23 protein-coding genes are annotated in these 19987 nt (G+C 62.5%); 21 read left to right on the plus strand and 2 right to left on the minus strand.

Annotated features, from left to right (window positions below; all coding sequences use genetic code 11):
- From metK to FHX50_RS11295, 15 genes are all read left to right on the plus strand, one after another.
- The coding region (gene metK, locus FHX50_RS11225) for a methionine adenosyltransferase (protein ID WP_183377263.1) at positions 1 to 966 on the plus strand (966 nt) is incomplete at its 5' end.
- Positions 938 to 2188 (plus strand): DNA methyltransferase, encoded by a 1251-nt coding sequence (locus FHX50_RS11230; protein WP_183377264.1) that lies wholly within the window; start codon positions 938 to 940, stop codon positions 2186 to 2188. The genes metK and FHX50_RS11230, both read left to right, overlap by 29 nt.
- A gap of 96 nt (positions 2189 to 2284) precedes the next feature.
- A complete protein-coding gene (locus FHX50_RS11235) occupies positions 2285 to 2521 on the plus strand; it encodes a cell division protein (protein WP_246371075.1) in 237 nt (78 codons plus the stop codon).
- Positions 2518 to 3198, plus strand: coding sequence for a hypothetical protein (locus tag FHX50_RS11240; protein ID WP_183377265.1), 681 nt, complete (start codon positions 2518 to 2520; stop codon positions 3196 to 3198). The genes FHX50_RS11235 and FHX50_RS11240 overlap by 4 nt, the downstream gene beginning before the upstream one ends.
- Positions 3171 to 3368: a DUF4314 domain-containing protein gene (locus FHX50_RS11245; protein WP_183377266.1), complete on the plus strand. Its 198-nt coding sequence runs from the start codon at positions 3171 to 3173 to the stop codon at positions 3366 to 3368. Before FHX50_RS11240 ends, FHX50_RS11245 begins: the two co-directional genes overlap by 28 nt.
- Before the next feature lie 94 nt (positions 3369 to 3462).
- The gene (locus FHX50_RS11250; RefSeq protein WP_014320308.1) at positions 3463 to 3750 is read left to right on the plus strand and encodes an Nmad4 family putative nucleotide modification protein; all 288 of its coding nucleotides are present in this window, start codon (positions 3463 to 3465) and stop codon (positions 3748 to 3750) included.
- Positions 3751 to 3784: 34 nt separating this feature from the next.
- Positions 3785 to 4075, plus strand: coding sequence for a pseudouridine synthase (locus FHX50_RS11255; protein WP_101923937.1), 291 nt, complete (start codon positions 3785 to 3787; stop codon positions 4073 to 4075).
- 109 nt (positions 4076 to 4184) lie between these two features.
- Positions 4185 to 5372 (plus strand): terminase large subunit, encoded by a 1188-nt coding sequence (locus FHX50_RS11260; RefSeq protein WP_246371077.1) that lies wholly within the window; start codon positions 4185 to 4187, stop codon positions 5370 to 5372.
- A gap of 237 nt (positions 5373 to 5609) precedes the next feature.
- A complete protein-coding gene (locus FHX50_RS11265) occupies positions 5610 to 6470 on the plus strand; it encodes an alpha/beta fold hydrolase (protein WP_269077373.1) in 861 nt (286 codons plus the stop codon).
- A 484-nt stretch (positions 6471 to 6954) separates the two neighbouring features.
- Positions 6955 to 7182, plus strand: coding sequence for a hypothetical protein (locus FHX50_RS11270; protein WP_221187359.1), 228 nt, complete (start codon positions 6955 to 6957; stop codon positions 7180 to 7182).
- 483 nt (positions 7183 to 7665) lie between these two features.
- Positions 7666 to 8076 (plus strand): hypothetical protein, encoded by a 411-nt coding sequence (locus FHX50_RS11275; protein WP_071345797.1) that lies wholly within the window; start codon positions 7666 to 7668, stop codon positions 8074 to 8076.
- Between the two features lie 2 nt (positions 8077 to 8078).
- Entirely contained in the window at positions 8079 to 8288 is a 210-nt protein-coding gene (locus tag FHX50_RS11280; protein ID WP_236587407.1) for a dihydroorotase, read from the plus strand.
- Between the two features lie 19 nt (positions 8289 to 8307).
- A complete protein-coding gene (locus FHX50_RS11285) occupies positions 8308 to 9744 on the plus strand; it encodes a recombinase family protein (protein ID WP_183377268.1) in 1437 nt (478 codons plus the stop codon).
- Positions 9745 to 11331: a recombinase family protein gene (locus FHX50_RS11290; RefSeq protein WP_183377269.1), complete on the plus strand. Its 1587-nt coding sequence runs from the start codon at positions 9745 to 9747 to the stop codon at positions 11329 to 11331.
- Between the two features lie 106 nt (positions 11332 to 11437).
- Positions 11438 to 11854: a GCN5 family acetyltransferase gene (locus tag FHX50_RS11295; protein WP_183377270.1), complete on the plus strand. Its 417-nt coding sequence runs from the start codon at positions 11438 to 11440 to the stop codon at positions 11852 to 11854.
- Between the two features lie 25 nt (positions 11855 to 11879).
- On the opposite strand, the gene FHX50_RS12405 is transcribed toward FHX50_RS11295, so the two are convergent.
- Entirely contained in the window at positions 11880 to 12557 is a 678-nt protein-coding gene (locus tag FHX50_RS12405; RefSeq protein ID WP_183377271.1) for a type I restriction-modification system subunit M N-terminal domain-containing protein, read from the minus strand.
- A gap of 299 nt (positions 12558 to 12856) precedes the next feature.
- Between FHX50_RS12405 and FHX50_RS11305 the strand changes: the two genes are divergently transcribed.
- Entirely contained in the window at positions 12857 to 14551 is a 1695-nt protein-coding gene (locus FHX50_RS11305; RefSeq protein WP_183377272.1) for an ATP-binding protein, read from the plus strand.
- Positions 14552 to 14566: 15 nt separating this feature from the next.
- Here the strand turns inward: FHX50_RS11305 and FHX50_RS11310 are convergent, their stop codons facing one another.
- Complete coding sequence (locus tag FHX50_RS11310) at positions 14567 to 15040, minus strand: GNAT family N-acetyltransferase (protein WP_183377273.1); 474 nt, start codon at positions 15038 to 15040, stop codon at positions 14567 to 14569.
- Positions 15041 to 15122: 82 nt separating this feature from the next.
- On the opposite strand from FHX50_RS11310, the gene FHX50_RS12470 reads away from it, so the two are divergent.
- The 5 genes from FHX50_RS12470 to FHX50_RS11335 form a co-directional block, all read left to right on the plus strand.
- The gene (locus FHX50_RS12470; protein ID WP_183377274.1) at positions 15123 to 15278 is read left to right on the plus strand and encodes a GH-E family nuclease; all 156 of its coding nucleotides are present in this window, start codon (positions 15123 to 15125) and stop codon (positions 15276 to 15278) included.
- Positions 15275 to 15904: an ankyrin repeat domain-containing protein gene (locus FHX50_RS11320; RefSeq protein WP_183377275.1), complete on the plus strand. Its 630-nt coding sequence runs from the start codon at positions 15275 to 15277 to the stop codon at positions 15902 to 15904. Before FHX50_RS12470 ends, FHX50_RS11320 begins: the two co-directional genes overlap by 4 nt.
- Before the next feature lie 173 nt (positions 15905 to 16077).
- Positions 16078 to 16254 carry a hypothetical protein gene (locus FHX50_RS11325; RefSeq protein WP_183377276.1) on the plus strand — a complete coding sequence of 59 codons (177 nt, stop codon included), beginning with the start codon at positions 16078 to 16080 and terminating at the stop codon, positions 16252 to 16254.
- A 462-nt stretch (positions 16255 to 16716) separates the two neighbouring features.
- Positions 16717 to 18801 (plus strand): DNA topoisomerase (ATP-hydrolyzing) subunit B, encoded by a 2085-nt coding sequence (gyrB, locus tag FHX50_RS11330; RefSeq protein WP_183377277.1) that lies wholly within the window; start codon positions 16717 to 16719, stop codon positions 18799 to 18801.
- 102 nt (positions 18802 to 18903) lie between these two features.
- Positions 18904 to 19987 (plus strand): DNA gyrase subunit A (locus FHX50_RS11335; protein ID WP_281368107.1); only part of this gene is annotated, 1084 nt, incomplete at its 3' end.

Consider the following 19987-nt stretch of genomic DNA (forward strand, 5'->3'; position numbering starts at 1 on the left):
TGGTACAACCCGAACCGGTTCCTCATCTACGTGTGGGTGCGCCGCCAATCCGCCGACATCGGCGCAGGTGTCACCACCTCGCTCGAGGCGCGTGCGGGTGATGAGTCGGCGTATGCGAGCCTGGGGGCTGGCGATCAGGGCACCGTCTACGGGTACGCCACGAACGAAACGCCCCAGCGTCTGCCGCTGCCGCTCGTGCTCGCCCACGAGATCTGCCGCCGCCTGGATGCCGCCCGTACCGACGCCACGATCCGTAGGATCGGCCCGGACGGAAAGTCACAGGTCAGTGTGGTCTACGACGAGCTAGGCACCCCGGTCGGCATCGACACCGTGATCGTCTCCATCCAACACGATGCGCACAAAGACCCCGAGGCGCTTGAACGCGAGGTGCGCACACTGATCGTTGCTCCCGCCATCGAGGCGCACCTGCCCGGTGCCACGCCCGAGCAGGTGCTGGTCAACCCGTCGGGACGGTTCGTCACCGGTGGGCCCACCGCTGACACTGGGCTGACCGGGCGCAAGCTCATGGTCGACACCTACGGTGGGCTCGGCCCGCATGGCGGTGGCGCCATCTCGGGTAAGGACCCCTCCAAGGTCGACCGGACGGGCGCATACATGGCGCGCCTGATCGCAAAGACCGTGGTGGATGCGCGCCTGGCCGAAGAATGCCACGTCGCTATCTCCTATGCGATTGGTAAGGCCGACCCGGTCGCGTTCCACATCGACACCTTCGGCACCGGTCAGCACCCGGACTGGCTGCTCACCGACGCCGCCCAGGCGATCTTCCCGCTGCGCCCGGCCGCGATCATCGAATGCCTCGGCCTTAGAGCCCCCATCTACGCGAAGCTTTCCACCTACGGGCACATGGGACATGGCCTGAGCGAGTGGGAATGGACGCTGCCGTTTACCGACAAGCTCACCACGGAGGTGACCCGCCGTGCTCATCAAGCAGCTACCCATCAGTGAGCTCAAGCCCGCCGACTACAACCCGCGTAAAGACCTGAAGCCCGGCGATGCGGACTACGAAAAACTCAAGCGCTCTTTGACCGAGTTCGGCTATGTCGAGCCGGTGATCTACAACCACACCACCGGCCACGTCGTCGGCGGCCACCAGCGCCTGAAAGTCCTCGCTGATCTTGGCCACACCGATGTTGACTGCGTGGTCGTCGAACTCGACGAGACCCGCGAGAAGGCCCTGAACGTCGCATTGAACAAGATCAGCGGCGACTGGGATGAATCCAAGCTGGCCCTGCTCATCGCCGACCTGGACGCGGCCGACTTTGATGCCGAGCTCACCGGCTTCGACGATGACGAAATCGCCCAGATGATTGGATCCCTCGACGAGGACGAGGTCACCGATGACGGCTTCGACCTCGCCGCCGCGCTCGAGGCCGCCTCCTTCGTCCAGCGCGGCGACATTTGGACTATCGGCAGGCACCGGCTGGTCTGCGGGGACGCTACCAACGCAAACGATGTCGCGATGCTCATGGACGGCAAGAGCGCGAACCTGGTGCTCACCGACCCGCCCTATAACGTCGCCTTCGAGTCCTCCGATGGGCTCACGATCAAGAACGACGAGATGAAGGCAGACTCGTTCTACGAGTTCCTGCTCGCCGCATTTACCAACATGGCGGGTGTTCTCGACAAGGGCGGCAGTGCGTATGTGTTCCACGCCGACACTGAAGGGCTGAACTTCCGCAAAGCTTTCATCGACGCCGGGTTCAAACTCTCCGGTTGCTGCATCTGGGTCAAAGACTCCCTCGTGCTGGGACGCTCTCCGTACCAGTGGCAGCACGAACCCGTGCTCTACGGGTGGAAGCAGGGTGCCAAGCACAAGTGGTTCGCTGATCGGAAACAGACTACGATCTGGAACTTCGCCAAGCCGCGTAAGAACTCCGACCACCCGACGAGCAAGCCGCTGGACCTGCTGGCCTATCCGATCCGCAACTCCACCCAGGCAAACGCGATCATCCTCGACACCTTCGCTGGCAGCGGTTCGACCCTGATGGCCGCCGAGCAGACCGACCGCATCGCCTACCTCATGGAGCTTGATGACAAGTACGCCTCGGTGATCCTGCGCCGCTACGCCGAGGCGACCGGGGACGCGGCCGGGATCACCTGCCAGCGCGACGGCACCCAATACGCCTACCTGGATCTGGTCAAACAGGTCGACCGCGACCGCGAATAAAACCCCGCAATTGCAGGGAAAACAGGGGCGTGAAAATGCCTGTTTGATGAGGGCAAAAACGACTGGATAAGCGGAACAACGTATGGCTGTATGTACATGACCGAAAGCACCCCCGCACCCGGGGGAACCGAGCGAAAAGGACTGGTCATGAGTGAATTACACATCGAAATCAGCGAGCTCATCGCAGCCGGAGTCAACGTCCACGACCCCGAGGAAACCCTGCGGGTTGCCACAGCACGCGGCTACCAGCTGGTGGTGCGCGTGATCGAGCACGACCCGGCGCGTTTCCTCAGCATGGTGGCCGCCTGGTTCGAGCAGGAGGTCGGGGCATGAGCATCCTTGCCTTCACCCCACGCAAAACGGGCAGGAAAAAGCTCGCCCAGCTTCTCGCCGATCACCTCGGCGTCAAGGCCACCTATCTGGGCACGCCCTCCTTTGCCTATCAGATCGCAGACGCCACGCTGGATCACAACTGGATCCTCTACCTGCCAGATGGTATCGAGGCGCAGGCCGTGCTCGAGGCCGCCCGCCAGGCAGGCTTTGCCACCGCCGACCCGGGTGAGGTGGCGTTGACGGTCACGATGCCCACCACCGGGTGGAGTGAGCGCACTCGCGCGAACCTCGAAGCGCTCCTGGCAGCCAAAGGGCCACTGATCGCCAAGGCCTTGGGCATCCCGGCCACACCCGTCGAGTTCAACGATGACCAGACGGTCTCGTTCCCGTGGTGTGAGTCGATTACGCCGGAGACGGCACGCGAGGCGGTGATCCCGCTTGTAGCCCGGCTCTGCCAACGCGCCCAGGAGGCAACCCGGATCCGATCCACACCGCCTGCACCGGGCAATGACAAGTACACGATGCGCTGCTTCCTGCTCTCCCTGGGCTTCATCGGCCCCGAACACAAGCAGGCACGCCGCATCCTGCTGGCAGGCCTCGAAGGAGACGCTGCCTGGCGCACCCCAGCAAGCAAGAAGGAGGACCGGCCATGGCTCCTGGCCAGCGGGTGCGCCTGATCGCCACCAGCGACCCGTACACCAGCCTGCGCCCCGGTGTGCTTGGCACCGTGGCGTTCGTCGACGACCTCGGCACCGTCCACGTCGACTGGGACACCGGATCGAACCTGGGGCTCATCCCGGGCGAGGACTCCTGGGAAACCCTGCCCTTACCAACGTTCAAAAAATAGCGGCTGATCTGGGCAAATACGACTGGATAAGTGCCCGCACCTATGGCTGTATGTACATGAAAAAAGAACACCACCTGAGGAAAGGACAACAGCCATGAACACCACCGAGAAGCTCACCACCGAAGCCCTGCAGATGCGCGTCGACTCCTACGGGGCGATCCTCGCACACGGCGACTACACGCTGGCCACCTTCGCGACCTGGACCAAGAAAGACGGCTACGGCAACAGCGCCCAGGTCTACCGCCTCACCGAAGCCCCGATCGACGGCTTCGGCCCGAACGCACGCGGCCGCAGCGAATGCGCCCTGGAGCTCATCGCCGAAGCCGACCACCTTTTCGCAGACGCCGGGCACGCCATCGCCTGGGCCCTGACCCAGATCTAACCCACACCCCACACAGACAAGGAGAACACGGACGATGGACGCCACCCGGAACCTGATCACCAACCACCTGGAGATCCCCGCCGACGCCGCCCCGCACGGCGAGATCCAGGCAGCCGCCGAGATCCCCTTCAACGTCCTCGACGAGCTCGCCGAGGAGGTCGGGGCCGAGAAGATCCCCATCCACACGCTCAGCCGCATCGGCTGGCACTACACCAAAGCCGACCAGATCATCGCCCTGGCCAGGCAGCGCGGCCTGTCCGATTGGCGCTACGGCGGCTTCGACACCGACCAGGTGGTCGCCAACTTCCGCGCCACCTACTGCTAACCCCTCGCACCGTCCCGACCCCCAAGGATCAGGACTGGCCCCACACTCTCCGTTTCGCCCCACACGGTTGGGGCTTCTCTTATGCCCCGAGGAAGGAGCTGCCGCCACGATGACGAGCACGTATCAGCCAACCCGGTTCATGGCCGACGGCTCCACCTACAACCAGCGCAAAGCGGATTTCGCTGTCGCATTCATTCAGGCGCTGCGCCACACGAAAGGCCGCTGGGCAGGCACACCCTTCACACTGCTGGGTTGGCAAGAACAGATCGTGCGCGACCTGTTCGGCACCATCAAACCCGACGGCTACCGCCAGTTCACCACCGCCTATGTGGAGATCCCCAAGAAGCAGGGCAAGTCCGAGCTGGCTGCCGCGATCGCGCTGCTGCTGACGTGCGGGGACGGGGAGCAAGCCGCCGAGGTCTACGGATGCGCGGCCGACCGGCAGCAAGCCAGCATCGTCTTCGAGGTCGCCGCCGACATGATCCGCCAATCACCAGCCCTATCGAAGCGGGTGAAAATCCTCAGCAGTCAGAAGCGCATCATCTACAAGCCGACCAACAGCTTCTACCAGGTGCTCTCGGCTGAGGCGTACTCCAAGCACGGGTTCAACATCTCCGGTGTCGTCTTTGACGAGCTGCACACCCAACCCAACCGGGCCCTGTTCGACGTGATGACCAAGGGCTCTGGTGATGCGCGCACCCAGCCGCTGTACTTCCTCATCACCACCGCAGGTACCGACACCCACAGCATCTGCTACGAGCAGCACCAGAAAGCTGAGGATATTCTCGCGGGCAAGAAACACGATCCCACCTTCTACCCGGTGATCTACGGCGCGGAGCTGGATGATGATTGGACCGACGAGGCCGTCTGGGCGAAAGCCAACCCCTCACTCGGGGTGACCGTTCCAATCGACAAGGTACGGGCAGCCTGTAATTCGGCTCGGCAGAATCCGGCTGAGGAGAACACGTTTAGGCAGCTGCGGCTTAATCAGTGGGTGAAACAGTCGGTGCGGTGGATGCCTATGCATATCTGGGACGCATGCGCGGACCCGGTAGACCTAGACGAGCTGGAGGGCAGACCTTGCTACGGCGGGCTGGACTTGGCCTCCACGACGGATATCACCGCGTTCGTGCTCGTCTTCCCGCCCTACGGGGAGGACGAGAAGTACCGGATCGTCCCGTGGTTCTGGATTCCCGAGGACAACCTCAAGCTGCGGGTGGCGCGTGATCACGTGCCCTACGACCTGTGGCACGCCCAGGACGCTTCACTTCGTAGAGAGCCACGGCATTACGTTTGAACTCTTCGGAGTACCTAGGCATGGCGGTAGATTACCTTTCTTCCCAACCCGACAGGGTTGGATATCAGGTGTCTACCCCACGGGGGTCAGATCCTTCTACGGTCAATCCTGCTTTCACAGCTTCCTCGGTCAGGATGAATTAGGGTAGCCTATCTTTGTCTGTGTGAGCGGCGTTGGTATGATCACGCCGTTCGAGCCCACACCGGTCACCGCGAGAAAGGCACGCCTATGCAGCCGATGCCCACCCGTGATGTGGTCGTGACTCCTGACGGTAGACGCTTAGCATCGATCAGCCTCGGCGAGGGGCCGCGTTTGGTCGTGTGTGAGGCTGGCCTGGGGATGAGCGCACACTACTGGATTCCGGTCATGCGCCACCTTGCGCCCCACTGCCGCGTGGTCGCCTATAACCGGGCGGGCATCGGCGACAGCGATCCGGATCCAGCTACGCGGAAACTGCAACGACTCGCTAACGACCTGGCGTGTGTCGTTAAAGCTCAATCTTACGAGTCTGTCGTCCTCGTCGGACATAGCTGGGGCGGTCCCATCGTACGTACTGCACAGGGCATGTCGGCGGGCCGCATCGAGCGCGTCGCAGGACTTGTGCTCGTCGATCCAAGCGATGAACACCTCTTGGATAAGTTCCACCCGCTGTCCTTGGCCCTGCAGCGCCTGAGTCTAGTGTCGCTTGCTCGGCTGCGGTTGCTTTCTGCGATGTACACCCCCATTCTCCGAGGGCTGCCGCCGGACGTGATGACACGAGTGCTTCAGGACTCTACGACCGTTTCAGCAGCACGTGCGGCCGCTGCCGAATTGCGATCGTTGCGTACTGGTCTCGCGCAGCTAGCAACCGACGATCAGCACTACGGCTCTCCCGTGACCGTGATCAGTGGCGCCCAAGCGATGGTCGGCGAGAGCGAAAAGATGCGTGCGGCAATCCGCAAGGCCCACCACTTATCTGCCGCTCGGACAGCAAGTGCCCAGCTCATCGTGGCACGTGATTCTGGTCACGCCATCCCGATTACGGAGCCGGAGGTGGTTGCTCGCGCGGCTCTCGCTCTCTTTGATCGGGACCACTTCGCAGCAGACCTCAACCGTTGAGCTCATCGCAACCTTGGAACGTCTATTACAGGAAGCACGAGCCGGCGTCCCTCATCGTCACATCGTGGCCACGGTGGACGCCACACTGGTATCCTCCGCTATCGTTCAGCCACCAGATATCCCGGGGCCAATGCCCCGAGGAAACATCTAATCTAACGGGCCTGGCCCACTCTAGGAGAGCTAATGAAGAAGGCAATTTGGCTTGCCGTGCTATACACCGCGGTGATGGGTGCAGGGAAGGCCTACGTCAAAAACGTCAAGGGCGTGGGGTACTCCGACCCTGGGTTCCTGGAACATTTTTCTGGATCCTGCTCGGGTTGGCGACGGCCACCGTACTTTACACCGTAGTGTTCCGTAACGACGCGACGATTCCTTTCAACCAGAATCGCCGTTGGGCAATGTACGCCGTCGTCATGGTTCCAATCATTGTATCGCTTCCACCGAATGCCCGGCCTCCCTTGCAGGAAGCCAGCATGCGGCCTACATGGCACGCGCCCAGTACTGGTACGACCGCATGAGCGGCACCAAGCCCGCCCCGACACCACCGGCAAAGCCCACACCGCCCGCACCCAAGCCCTCCGCCAACATCGACGCTCTGGCTGATGCGGTGATCCGAGGCGAGTACGGCAACGGCGACGAGCGCAAACGCCGACTGGAAAGCAACTACGCGGCCGTACAGAAGCGCGTCAACGAGAAGCTCGGCATCAGCTAACCCACGCGAAATCAACCCTTGGCCCCGTCATCACCTTCATCGAGGTGGTGGCGGGGCCTTTTCTGCGTTTGCGGAGCTGGTGTTTACCGCGTGTCTTCAAACGGGTCGATGACGGACTGCACTCCACAGCTCGGGCAGATGAACGCGACCTTGATGCCTTGACCTCCGCCTGCAATAAACGGGTCAGGGACACAATCTGAGCCGCATTCTGAACAGGTTCGGTACGACTGGTCGTCGAGAAATACCGGGAGTTCACCGTCGTCGTCAGTCATCTTCACCCGCCCCTTGCTCTGTCGCGGTTCACACGTCGATCGCTCCACATTTTGAATTGAGCAAAGAATTGCTGCCTTATCTGAATAGAGGCGCAGATCCCAGCCACGGGTGCGAACGCGGCAGGGAGCTTTGTTTCTGTTGTCCGGTTTCGTCTGGTGCAACCGGCGTATGGGCGACCACCTTTCGCCTCGTTGCCAGGAGGGCCTGCTCATGGCTCTGAACCAGACTGATCGCCATCACATCCAGATGATGCGCGCTGCAGGAGTTGCCTACTCTCGTATTGCCGCGCACCTGGATCTGAACGCCAACAGTGTCAAGACCTATTGTCTGCGACACGGCATCACCGTCGATCCTGCCGTTGAGCAGGTCACGGATCCAGTTGGAGTGTGGTGTTTGCACTGCTGCAAGCCAATCGAGCTCCGGCAAGGATCGAAGTTCTGTTCCACTGCCTGTCGACGAGCCTGGTGGGCCGCCCATCGCAGGGTGGTCACCGAGGAACTGGTGTGCGCGAACTGCCACCGACAGGTCACTGTTGCTCGCACTGGCCAGGTGAAACGCAAGTACTGCTGCCACCCGTGCTACGTCCAGCACCGCTTCAATACCCGTGGCGGTAAACGATGAACATGGCAGCCGAGCTGACGGCTCATCACCAGCTCACGCAGGTCAAGAAGCTTCTCGAACGCGGCATCCTCACCCCACGCGAAGCCATCACCGTGTGCCAGCGCCTCGACGCCCCAGATGCGCCGCTAGCCGCCCTACAAAGAGCCAGTTTCGTTGACTATCTCGAGGGTTTGAGTGATGTATGGATACAACCTGAAACCCTGTCTGACTAGGAGAAATACCTTGAAGAGAATGGAGCAAATCACCCCGCCACCGATCAGCACTTCTCCGCTTGTGAAAGTGGCAGCGTATGCCCGCATCAGCATGGAAACCGAGCGCACACCGCTGAGTTTGTCCACCCAAGTTTCCTACTACCAGCAACTCATTCACGACACTCCTGGCTGGACGTTCGCCGGAGTGTTCGCCGATTCTGGAATCTCTGGAACCACCACGCATCGCCCCCAGTTCCAAGAAATGCTGGCCCTTGCCCGGGAAGGGGCAATCGACCTGATCCTCACCAAGTCGATCTCGCGATTCGCTCGCAACACCGTCGACCTGCTCGAAACCGTTCGCGAGCTGAAAGACCTCGGGGTGGAGGTGCGATTCGAAAAGGAGAACATCTCCTCAACCAGCGCTGACGGCGAACTCATGCTCACCCTGCTGGCGTCTTTCGCGCAGGCAGAATCGGAGCAAATCAGCCAAAACGTGAAGTGGCGCATTTGGAAAGGCTTCGAAGAAGGCAAAGCGAACGGCTTCCACTTGTACGGTTACACCGACCCCGCTGACGGCACCGACGTGCAGATCATCGAAGAAGAAGCAGCCGTGGTGCGCTGGATCTTCGCCCAGTACATGAAGAAGACCTCGTGCGAAAAGATGGCCGCGCAGCTCATTGCCGAGGGCAGGGTTCCGCACCTGGCTGACAACAAGTTGCCCGGCGAATGGGTCCGTCACATCCTGAAGAACCCGCACTACACCGGCGACCTCCTGTTAGGGCGATGGTCCACGCCGGAGGGTAGGCCTGGACGAGCAGTGCGCAACACCGGCCAGTTGCCGCAATACCTGGTGGAAAACGCGATCCCCGCGATCATCGACCGCGACACCTTCACTGCTGTGCAAACCGAGATTGCACGCCGACGTGAACTCGGTGCCCGGGCGAACTGGTCCATAGAAACTGTGGCGTTGACGTCGAAGATCAAATGCGTGTCCTGCGATTGCTCGTTTGTGCGCAACGTACGCAATCCGAAAACCCAAAACTCGATCTCCACCGAGCACTGGATCTGCACCGAACGGAAGAAAGGCCGGAAAACCGGATGCGGCACCTGCGAGATCTCTGACACGGCACTCAAAGGCTTCATCGCCCGAGTCCTGGGTATCGATGCCTTCGACGAGGATGTGTTCAACGAGCGTATCGATCACATCGATGTGCAGGGAAAAGACCGCTACACGTTTCAGTACACCGATGGCACCAGCAGCTCGCACACGTGGCGACCAAACCTGAAGAAGAGCTCGTGGACCCCAGTAAGAAAAGCCGCCTGGGGTGAACTCGTGCGTGCCCGCTGGGCCGAAGCCAAAAGGCTCGGGTTGGACAACCCACGGCAAGCACCAACACCACCAGAAGCGCTGGCGAAGTACCGGGCCGTGGCCAAGGCAGAAGCTGAGCGCCTGCGCGCCGAGCGAGGCGAACGCTAAATGGCCCGCACCGTCACAGCAATCCCCGCCACCCGAGCTCTCCACACTGGTGCTCCACTTGGACAGACAACCCTGCGCAGGGTCGCCGGGTATGCCCGCGTGTCCACCGACCACGACGATCAGGTGACGTCCTACGAAGCCCAAGTCGACTACTACACTCGCTACATCAGCGACCACGCGGGCTGGCAGTTCGTGAAGGTCTATACCGATGAAGGTATCACCGGTACCTCAACTAAACACCGTGCTGGGTTCCAGCAGATGGTCACCGACGCGCTCGACGGCAAGATCGACCTGATCATCACCAAGAGTGTGTCCCGGTTCGCCCGCAACACCGTCGACTCGCTCACCACCGTTCGAGCCCTCAAAGACAAAGGCGTGGAGGTCTTCTTCGAGAAAGAAGGCATCTGGACCTTCGACGCCAAAGGCGAGCTCCTCATCACCATCATGAGCTCGCTGGCGCAAGAAGAAGCCCGCTCCATCTCAGAAAACGTCACCTGGGGGCACCGCAAACGCTTCGCCGACGGCAAGGTCACCGTCCCATATTCTCGGTTCCTCGGATACGACAAAGGCGAAGACGGCAGCCTCGTCATCAACCCCGAGCAAGCCAAACTCGTGCGCCGGATCTACAACATGTACTTAGGTGGCATGTCCATCGGAACGATCGCCCGCACCCTCACCGACGGACCAGAGACCTTCACCGCCGCAGGCAACAAGACCTGGTATTACCGATCCATACGAGCGATTCTCACCAACGAGAAATACAAGGGTGACGCTCTCCTGCAGAAGTCGTACGTCGCTGACTACCTGACGAAACGTCAAGTCATCAACCAAGGCGAAGTACCCCAGTACTACGTCACCGCCAGCCATGAGGCGATCATCAGCCCGGCAGTGTGGGACTTCGTCCAAGCCGAAATAGCTAAAGGGGCTAGAGATCAGCGAACCCAGCATCGCACCAGGCCCTTCTCATCGACCTTGGAGTGCAGCCAGTGCGGGCACTTCTTCGGCTCGAAAACCTGGCACGCGGGCAGTAAGTACGAAAAGGTCATCTGGCGGTGCGGCCACAAATACGCAGGCCAGGAAAAATGCGCCACCGGGCACATCAGCGATCAACGACTCAAGGACATGTTCCTTAAGGCCATTCGCCTTCGATTCGGCTCATCGACCGACACAGGTGTCAACCAAGCCGTTCTCGACGCCCTCGACACGAGTGACCTGGAGGTTGAGGCCGCCGGGCTTCTCGCTCAGATCAACGAGGTGGCCAAAAAGCTCCAATCGATGATCGCCCACAACGCACGAGTCGCTCAAGACCAGCAAACCTACGAGAAGGCGTTCAACGCTAGCCACGAACAGCACCAGGCGCTGTTAGCTGATCACGCTGCCGTGGTCGCCGAGATCCAGAACAAAAACAACCGACTGGCCGCCTACCACTATTACATGCAGGAGACCGCCAACCTTGATCTTGAACGCTTGGTCTTCAGCCCATACCTCTGCGTAGCTTTGCTCGATAAAGGCACCGTCGACGTCGACGGCAACGTCACCTTTCAATTTCGCGACGGCAGCACCCAAGTAGTCGCCATCAAGCAGTAACCCAGTATCCACATCTAAGCGCCTGCCAGAACCTGGTGGGCGCTCGCGTAGTCTTGGAGTGGTGGATTGCTTACAATTGAAAATTCTTCAGCAAGTTGAGGACTACGTGACGCCGTTCCAGGTGGTCGAGGGATTCGATGACCGCTGGTGGCACCGCATGGCTGGACGAGTCGGCGACGACACCCTGGGTGGCAAAGAGTACATCCAGTTTCTTGCCGATAGTGTGGAAGTCGGGCGCGCTGAGGCGACAGATTGGCCGCTCTCCGATAGCTATATCGGAGTTGACTCGACGGTGCCAACCAAAGAGATCTGGTTCTTTGAGATCCGCCATGACCTTCGCCGACAGCACTATGGGGCTGAGCTTGCAAGGCGTCTGATCAGCCACTACGCAGGTTACCCCTTGATCGCTTTCTCCGAAGGCGCTGACGAGTTTTGGGCAGGAATTGGCTGGCACTATTACCCGCGTAAAGACGGGGATCCCCATTACCGCAAGCTCTTCGTTTCCCGGAAGATCGGCCCATGACCCTCGCTCGCTGGAAGTGAACCAGTCAAGCGGCTAAATCGTAGTTGGCGCGCGTTTGTATCCGTTGTGACATGAAGGTTTCATAGATCTCCCGCGCCACATGGTCCTTCCCCAGGTCCGGGGCGTGCGCCAGCAGCAGAGTCACCATCAGGTCAATGACATCGCGCGGCGTGAAATGCTCACCCGCCGTCTCGTTCGACGCCTCCGCGAACTTCCGGATCAGCTCCTCGAAGATGTGCCCCATCTTCTCGTTCGAGACAACCTTCGGGTGCAGGTCCACCTTCGCGAAATGCTGAAGCACCTGCAGAAGCAGGTCATGCTGAGCCAGCTCGATGATGCGATCCTCGAACGCGTACTTCTCGAAGATCTCCCGCACGTTCTGACTGAACGAGTTCACGTAGTCCCGAAGGTTCTCCTCCAGGTTGTCCGGATCGCCCTGCAGCGACTTCAGATCATGCCGGGACCGGTTATGGAACGAGAAGTCATGGCCAGCGCGGGCACGCAGCATCGCCGCCGGCGGCTCCGGATCCCACTCGCCGTCACCCAGCACCTCCAGCACCTTCGCCTTCGTCGGCGCCAGTACCGAATCCAGACGCGACAGCACCGTGAACGGCAGGATCACATCCCCGTACTGGTGCTGCTTGTACGTGCCGCGGAGGATGTCCGCCGCGGACCAGATGAACTGCGCGTGATTGAACGACACGGGAAAGAGCTCGCTTCCTTGCGGTGACCAAGAGAAGGGGGCGTCAGGAATGCTTGCTCGTTCGCCCCGAAGGTACACCGCAAGGATAGGGGGTCCCCCGTCTTGCCGTGAGGGTTGCTGCCTGGTGTGCTATCAGTGAGCGGATGCTGTCGGTCACTGACATTCATTGGGATCTCAGTGAGATCGAACTCGGCTTCAGTGAGACGATGCGAGGTCTCAGTGAGGCCGCAGTCACTCTCACTGAGCTTTGAGAGCGCCTCACTGAGGAAAATCTTCTCTCAGTGACATAAGATGGAGCCATGGACACTGCACAGGTGCAGCAACGCGTCGACCGCGCACGCGCGCGCTCCTCTGATGACAGCGCTGTCGAGATCAAGGCATCTGCGAAAAACTTGCCCAAGAGCGTCTGGGAGTCCATCTCCGCATTCGCGAACACCAGCGGCGGCCTGATCGTCCTTGGGCTCAGCGAGGACGATGGTTTCACGCAGGCCGACGGTTTCGACCCCTCCAAGGTGGTCAATCAACTCCAAGCGGGGCTGGGAACCGAAGCGCCTAAGGTTCAGCCGGTGCCCAACTACGAGTTGGATGTCATTGACATTGACGGTGGTCAGACTACTGTCGTTGCAGTCCAGATCAGCCGCCTCGACGTGCATCAGGACCTGCCCGGTCCGTGCTTCGTCATCGATAAGGGAATTCAACGTGGCAGCTTTCGTCGCGAGCATGACAGCGACCGTCGACTGTCGCCCTACGAAATCCATCAGATCGGGGAGAGGTGGCAACGTCCAATCGTCGATCGGCAGGCGGTGACCGGGCGCGCCGTCGCCGACTTCGATGAAGAGGCAGTTGAGCGACTGATCAGCCGCCTGGAAAAAGAGAACTCGCGTGCCATCAGTGGAGTGTCAACCACTGCCGAACGCCTAGTAAGGCTCAATGCCGTTACCGCAGGTGGTGAGCCAACTATGGCCGGTTGGCTGACACTGGCCGGATATCCCCAGCAGGAGTTTCCGCAACTGTTCATTGACGTAGCGGTTCATCCGGGAGGAACGAAGTCGAGTGATGCCGAAGTTCGCACAGTAGATCGGCGAATCTGCGACGGACGGATCCCTGACATGATCTCCGACGCTGTTCAGGTCTGCCTGAGGCATCTGTCAGTCCGCACCACCATCGACGGTGTCGAGGGAAGAAATGAATACGAGATCCCCGAGGAAGTTCTGCGAGAGGCGTTCACCAACGCGGTCATGCATAGGGACTACAGCAGCGCCGTGCTCGGGCAACAGGTAGCTGTTGACCTTTTTCGCGACCGGATCGAGATCACCAACCCTGGAGGGCTCTGGGGTGATCGTACAGTCGAGAACATTGCCGACGGTCGATCCACCGCCCGCAACGAGGCCCTGGTGCAGCTCCTTATGCGCGTGCCCATGCGGTCAGGCGGAGTTGTCGCCGAGAACCTTGGGTCGGGTGTCCCACGTATGAACGCCGCCATGCGGGAACACGGGCTCCTCGAACCACAGTTCCGGGCAGAGCCCGGGTTGACCTCGGTGACTATCTTTCGGCATGGCTTCCATACAACCGAGTTCCGGAGTTGGCTCGGCACCCGTGAAACCGATGGATTAGGTCGCGACCATATCCGCCTCCTCGCCTATCTCTTCCGGAATGAGAAAGTGAGTGTTTCTGAAGCACGTCACGCACTGCACCTTGACTCCGATGATGTTCGCGTAGTCTTGAAGGATTTGGTGGCACGGGGGGCCGTATCCGAGCGGGAGCCGGGACTGTTCGGGATCAACGTCCGGGCCAGGGCTTCGCTGACCGTCACTGAGCAACTCGTGTTCGACGAGATGCATAGCGATCAACCCAGGACGATTGCCCAGCTGGCCCAAGCAACGGGTAAGACAGCGGTCCAGCTACGGCCCGTCCTTCGGTCCTTGGTGGAAAGTGGCCACATCGTAGCGACGGCTCCGCCAACGTCCCGTAACCGTGCATATTTGCGGGCTTGAGTCCGCCGCAGTTCGTCAGCGCGCCGAAGCGACCAGCGGTTTCACCATGAACAGGCACGGGTTGTCCTCGCCCCACAGGTCCGTCTCCTCCAGTGGCAGGAACCCGATCTTCTCGTAGAAGCGGCGGGTCTTTGCGTAGCCTTCGTCGGGGTGCGACGCGCCGAGCGTCTTCACCTCCAGCAGCGCCACGCCCCGCTCCCGGGCGTCGACCTCGATCGCGGCCATCAGCGCGGTGCCGACGCCGCACCCCAGGTGGTCCCGGTCCACCGCCATGAAGTGCACCTCTGCGACATGCTCGAAGTGGCGGTCGATGAGGGCCACGCCGATGACGGCCCCGTCGGCCCGCACCGTCCACGTCTCCTTGGTCTCGGCGGCGTCGATGTACTCCTGGTTCGCGTCGGGCAGGCCGAACCATTCCGGCAGGGTGGCGATGATCCGCCGAACATCGTCGGGGACGGGCCGGCTGCGCTGCGCAGTCCACTGGGGCATGCGGGGCTCCTTCGTCGAGGGTGGTCCTGTTGATCGTGAGGCCCCGTCGGCCGGGAGGCAACTGATTTTCGGGGGCCGACGGATGCACGCCCGCAATGGCCGATGCGGACTGTGCGCGGGCGGTAAGATCACCTCGGAAGATTTCAAGAAATGGCACCAAGATCCCGACCACTATGTGGTTGAGGATCCGGGCCGGAATCGGAGTCATGGTGATGACAATGTGGAGAATCCGGAGTGAGCGACGAGTTTGAGAATTGGTCGCCGTTCATGGCTGGTCGCTATTGGACCTTTGAAAAGGTGATGGATGCTCTTCGGGCGAATCCGGATCCTGTGGAGCCGGACGGTTGGACGGATTTCCTTTTCGACAGTCTCTCGAACAAGGCCGTTGAGGATCGTGTGGCGATGGCGACCATGATCCTGGATCACGGTGCTGATCCCTCCGTCATTTCGAGGGACGGTGACCGGATCAATTGTTTGCATGTGCTGTTCACGTCCGGTAGCCGGGTGCATGATCCGGCGTTAGAGGCCCCATTGTTGGAACGCCTGCTCGACGGCGGGGCCAGCATGACGCTGCGGTCGCCACGGTTCGGGACGCCTTTCGAGATGATGACGAAGGTCGTTGCGGCAGAGGAATTGCTGTATCCATTCTATGATGTGGTGTTCGCTCGTCCCGATATTGATATGGGTGTGGTGATCGATCCGCCGACGGGAAAGACTCTGGCGCAGAAGCTTCTATCGCCCTTGCGACGGGGTCGGGGACGGATGGAATGCGCCCGGCGTGCGCAGGACTACATCAAGAAGCACGGTCTGCAGGAAGCAGCCGGCGTGAGCGATGAGGACCTGGAAAGGACGCTCAATGAGTGAACCCGTCGAATCCAACTCCAGTGCTGGTGCGTGCGTCCCGCCGAAGTTCCGGGCCTGACACGACGCCGCTGACCCCGTCGGCCTGCGCCTGCTCTCGCCGCCCGGCCGGTCCCCGTCGGCCAGGTCCGGGCCGCCACGAGCCCGGACCACGTGACCTCGGGGTGACAGGCGGGTTGCAATCCGATCACGGCGCCGGCCCCGCGCCCGGATCCGCGGCACCTGCCGCGCCGTCCGCCCGCAACGGTGTGCGCGCAGCGAACTGGGCGGCCGTGATCATCGCCTACATCGTCCTGTTCATCGTGGTCGTCGCTCTCGGCACCCACGTCATCAAGGACCGCGCCGAGCACTGACCCCGTCGGCCGGGTGAGCTCACCCCGCCCACCCGACCCGCCCACGCTCGGCGGGCGTATAGCGGCACCCCGTTGTCTATATCGACCTGGTGTGCCGCTATACGCCAATGCTCGCCCTCCCGCTCCGGCCCGGCCGGACGTGGGCGCCCCTCGGCCGCCACCCGCGCAGCCGTTGGGCCCCTTCAGGCGCCTCCAGAAGCCCCGCGGCCGTCCCCCGACCCATACCGACGTGTTCTGTGCCCGATTCGGGCCCTTCACGCGCGTTTGAGAGGGGTATTCCAGCCGCCGATCGGGTAGAATCGTGAAGGTTGAGAATCGGGACGCGCCCTGTGCGGCCCTCCAGGGCCCCGTCGGGAAAACGCGGGCCCGCCAGGAAAAGGGGCCCCACCGGGAAACCGGCCTCGCGCCCGCCCGCGCAGAGCGCCCGATCCTTGCACGCGACCAGAAGGAGCTGCTGCGCCAGTGAGCGAGAACACCGCACCCACCCCCGCCGATGCACCCCACTACGAAGCATCGGACATCACGGTCCTCGAGGGCCTCGAAGCGGTGCGCAAGCGCCCCGGCATGTACATCGGCTCCACCGGTGAGCGCGGCCTCCACCACCTCGTCTACGAGATCGTGGACAACTCCGTGGACGAGCACCTCGCCGGCCACGGCTCCTCCATCGAGGTGACGATCCAGGCCGACGGCTCCGTGCGCGTGGTCGACCACGCCCGCGGCATCCCCGTGGACATGCACCCCACCGAGAACAAGCCCGCCGTGGAGCTGGTGCTGACCGTGCTGCACGCCGGCGGCAAGTTCGGCGGCGGCGGCTACGCCGTCTCCGGTGGCCTGCACGGCGTGGGCTCCTCCGTGGTGAACGCCCTGTCCACCCGCCTCGAAGTGGAGATCCGCCGCCAGGGGCACGTGTGGCGCCAGGCGTACGAGCGCGGGGTGCCGACGGGCCCCCTCGACAAGGGGGAGGAGACCGACGAGACCGGCTCCACCCTCACCTTCTGGCCGGACCCGGAGATCTTCGAAACGGTCGAGTTCGACTTCGAAACCCTCCGCAAGCGCTTCCAGCAGATGGCGTTCCTCAACAAGGGCCTGCAGATCTCCCTGACCGATGAGCGCGTCCAGGAGGAGGACGAGGACGAGGAGCACCTCGGCGACCTCGACAACCTCAAGTCCGATGACCCCAAGGACGTGGACGGCATCGAATCCGATGCCGAGCAGCCCGCGGAGCAGAAGGACGCCTCCGCGCCGCGCGTGGTGGTGTACCGCTACGACAACGGCATCATGGACTTCGTCGCCTTCATCAACAAGCAGAAGCGCGCGGAGACCATCCACCCCGAGATCATGTCCTTCGAAGCGGAGGACACCGCGGAGACGATCTCCGTGGAGATCGCGATGCAGTGGACCACCGCGTACAGCGAATCCATCCACACCTACGCGAACACCATCAACACGCACGAGGGCGGCACCCACGAGGAGGGCTTCCGCTCCGCCCTCACCGGCGCCGTGAACCGCTACGCCCGCTCTGCCGGCCTGATGAAGGAGAAGGAGCCGAACCTCACCGGTGAGGACATCCGCGAAGGCCTCACCGCCGTCATCTCCGTGAAGCTCGGCGAGCCGCAGTTCGAAGGCCAGACCAAGACGAAGCTCGGCAACACCATCGCCCGCACGTACGTGTCGAAGGTGATGACCGAGCACCTCGGCGACTGGCTGAACATGCACCCGAACGAGGCGAAGGACGTGGTGAAGAAGGCCCAGTCCGCCGCCGCCGCGCGCGAAGCCGCCCGCAAGGCCCGCGACGCCACCCGCCGCAAGTCCCCGCTGGAGACCGGCGGCATGCCCGGCAAGCTGCGCGACTGCTCCGGCCGCAACCCCGCCGAGTCCGAGATCTTCATCGTGGAGGGCGACTCCGCCGGCGGCTCCGCCGTGCAGGGACGCGACCCGCGCACGCAGGCGATCCTGCCGATCCGCGGCAAGATCCTCAACGTGGAGAAGGCCCGCCTGGACCGCGCCCTCGACAACGCCGAGGTCCGCTCCCTCATCACCGCGTTCGGCACCGGCATCGGCGAGGACTTCGACCCGCACAAGCTGCGGTACCACAAGATCATCCTCATGGCCGACGCCGACGTGGACGGCCAGCACATCTGCACCCTGCTGCTGACCCTCCTGTTCCGCTACATGCGGCCCCTCATCGAACTGGGCCACGTGTTCATCGCGATGCCGCCGCTGTACCGCCTGAAGTGGTCCAACGCCCCCCACGAATACGTGTTCAGCGACGAGGAGCGCGACCAGCGCCTCACCGAGGGCCGCGCCGCCGGCAAGCGCATGCCGAAGGACAACGGCATCCAGCGCTACAAGGGCCTCGGCGAGATGGACTGGCGCGAGCTGCAGACCACCACCATGGACCGCGATGAGCGCTCCCTCAAGCAGGTGACCGTGGACGAAGCCGCCGACGCCGACGCCATCTTCTCGGTGCTCATGGGCGATGACGTCGAAGCGCGCCGTCGCTTCATCCAGGAGAACGCAAAGGACGTGCGCTTCCTCGACATCTGATGGCAGGCCGACGGGATCCGCAGCGCCCCGGCGCACGACGGGATCCGTCGGCCCCCGAACGGCAGACGACGAGACTGAGCGCAGATGGAGAGGCACAGAACAATGAGCGATGACGAACTGAACGGCGCAGCCGGCACCGGCCCCAGCAGCGACAGCGGCGAGGGCGGCGCGGACCGCGGCCCGCTGACCGCCCCCGACTCCCTCGAGGTGACCACCACCGAGAGCACCGACATCGACCCCGTCGACGCGGGCGACCAGCTCGTCCAGGTGGACCTCAACAAGGAGATGCAGCGCTCCTACCTCGACTACGCCATGAGCGTGATCGTGGGGCGCGCCCTCCCGGACGTCCGCGACGGCATGAAGCCCGTGCACCGCCGCATCACCTACGCGATGTACGACGGCGGCTACCGCCCCGAACGCTCCTTCTCCAAGTGCGCGAAGGTCGTGGGCGATGTGATGGGCAACTACCACCCGCACGGCGACTCCGCGATCTACGACGCCATGGTCCGCCTCGTGCAGCCGTGGTCGATGCGCTACCCGCTGATCCTCGGCCAGGGCAACTTCGGCTCCGCCGGCGACGACGGCGCCGCCGCACCCCGATACACGGAGTGCAAGATGGCGCCGCTGGCGATGGAGATGGTCCGCGACATCAACGAAGACACCGTTGATATGCAGGGCAACTACGACAACACCATCGACGAGCCCACCATCCTGCCCGCCCGCTTCCCGAACCTGCTCGCCAACGGCTCCTCCGGCATCGCCGTCGGCATGGCGACGAACATTCCGCCGCACAACCTGCGCGAAGTCGCCGACGCCGTCCACTGGCTGCTCACCAACCCCGAAGCCACCAAGGAAGAGCTCCTCGAGGCGTGCCTCGAGCGCATCAAGGGCCCCGACTTCCCCGGCGGCGCCACCATCGTGGGCACCAAGGGCATCGAGGAGGCGTACCGCACCGGCCGCGGCTCCATCACGCAGCGCGCCGTGGTCAGCACCGAGGAGATCAACGGCCGCCTCGCCCTCGTGGTCACCGAACTGCCGTACCTGGTGAACCCCGACAACCTCGCCCGCAAGATCGCTGACCTGGTGAAGCTGGGCCGCCTGCAGGGCATCTCCGACATCACCGACGAGACCTCCGGCAAGACCGGTCAGCGCCTCGTGCTGACCCTGAAGCGGGACGCCGTCGCGA

Origin of the sequence: Helcobacillus massiliensis (assembly GCF_014191425.1) — a bacterium.
GTDB lineage: Bacteria > Actinomycetota > Actinomycetes > Actinomycetales > Dermabacteraceae > Helcobacillus > Helcobacillus massiliensis.

What these genes read in the sequence shown, in the direction of transcription:
- FHX50_RS11235 (WP_246371075.1), top strand. Translation starts at nt 2,285, where the DNA reads ATGACCGAAAGCACCCCCGCACCCGGGGGAACCGAGCGAAAAGGACTG.
- FHX50_RS11240 (WP_183377265.1), top strand. Translation starts at nt 2,518, where the DNA reads ATGAGCATCCTTGCCTTCACCCCACGCAAAACGGGCAGGAAAAAGCTC.
- FHX50_RS11245 (WP_183377266.1), top strand. Translation starts at nt 3,171, where the DNA reads ATGGCTCCTGGCCAGCGGGTGCGCCTGATCGCCACCAGCGACCCGTAC.
- FHX50_RS11250 (WP_014320308.1), top strand. Translation starts at nt 3,463, where the DNA reads ATGAACACCACCGAGAAGCTCACCACCGAAGCCCTGCAGATGCGCGTC.
- FHX50_RS11255 (WP_101923937.1), top strand. Translation starts at nt 3,785, where the DNA reads ATGGACGCCACCCGGAACCTGATCACCAACCACCTGGAGATCCCCGCC.
- FHX50_RS11260 (WP_246371077.1), top strand. Translation starts at nt 4,185, where the DNA reads ATGACGAGCACGTATCAGCCAACCCGGTTCATGGCCGACGGCTCCACC.
- FHX50_RS11265 (WP_269077373.1), top strand. Translation starts at nt 5,610, where the DNA reads ATGCCCACCCGTGATGTGGTCGTGACTCCTGACGGTAGACGCTTAGCA.
- FHX50_RS11270 (WP_221187359.1), top strand. Translation starts at nt 6,955, where the DNA reads ATGGCACGCGCCCAGTACTGGTACGACCGCATGAGCGGCACCAAGCCC.
- FHX50_RS11275 (WP_071345797.1), top strand. Translation starts at nt 7,666, where the DNA reads ATGGCTCTGAACCAGACTGATCGCCATCACATCCAGATGATGCGCGCT.
- FHX50_RS11280 (WP_236587407.1), top strand. Translation starts at nt 8,079, where the DNA reads ATGGCAGCCGAGCTGACGGCTCATCACCAGCTCACGCAGGTCAAGAAG.
- FHX50_RS11285 (WP_183377268.1), top strand. Translation starts at nt 8,308, where the DNA reads ATGGAGCAAATCACCCCGCCACCGATCAGCACTTCTCCGCTTGTGAAA.
- FHX50_RS11290 (WP_183377269.1), top strand. Translation starts at nt 9,745, where the DNA reads ATGGCCCGCACCGTCACAGCAATCCCCGCCACCCGAGCTCTCCACACT.
- FHX50_RS11305 (WP_183377272.1), top strand. Translation starts at nt 12,857, where the DNA reads ATGGACACTGCACAGGTGCAGCAACGCGTCGACCGCGCACGCGCGCGC.
- FHX50_RS11310 (WP_183377273.1), bottom strand. Translation starts at nt 15,040, where the DNA reads ATGCCCCAGTGGACTGCGCAGCGCAGCCGGCCCGTCCCCGACGATGTT.
- FHX50_RS12470 (WP_183377274.1), top strand. Translation starts at nt 15,123, where the DNA reads ATGCACGCCCGCAATGGCCGATGCGGACTGTGCGCGGGCGGTAAGATC.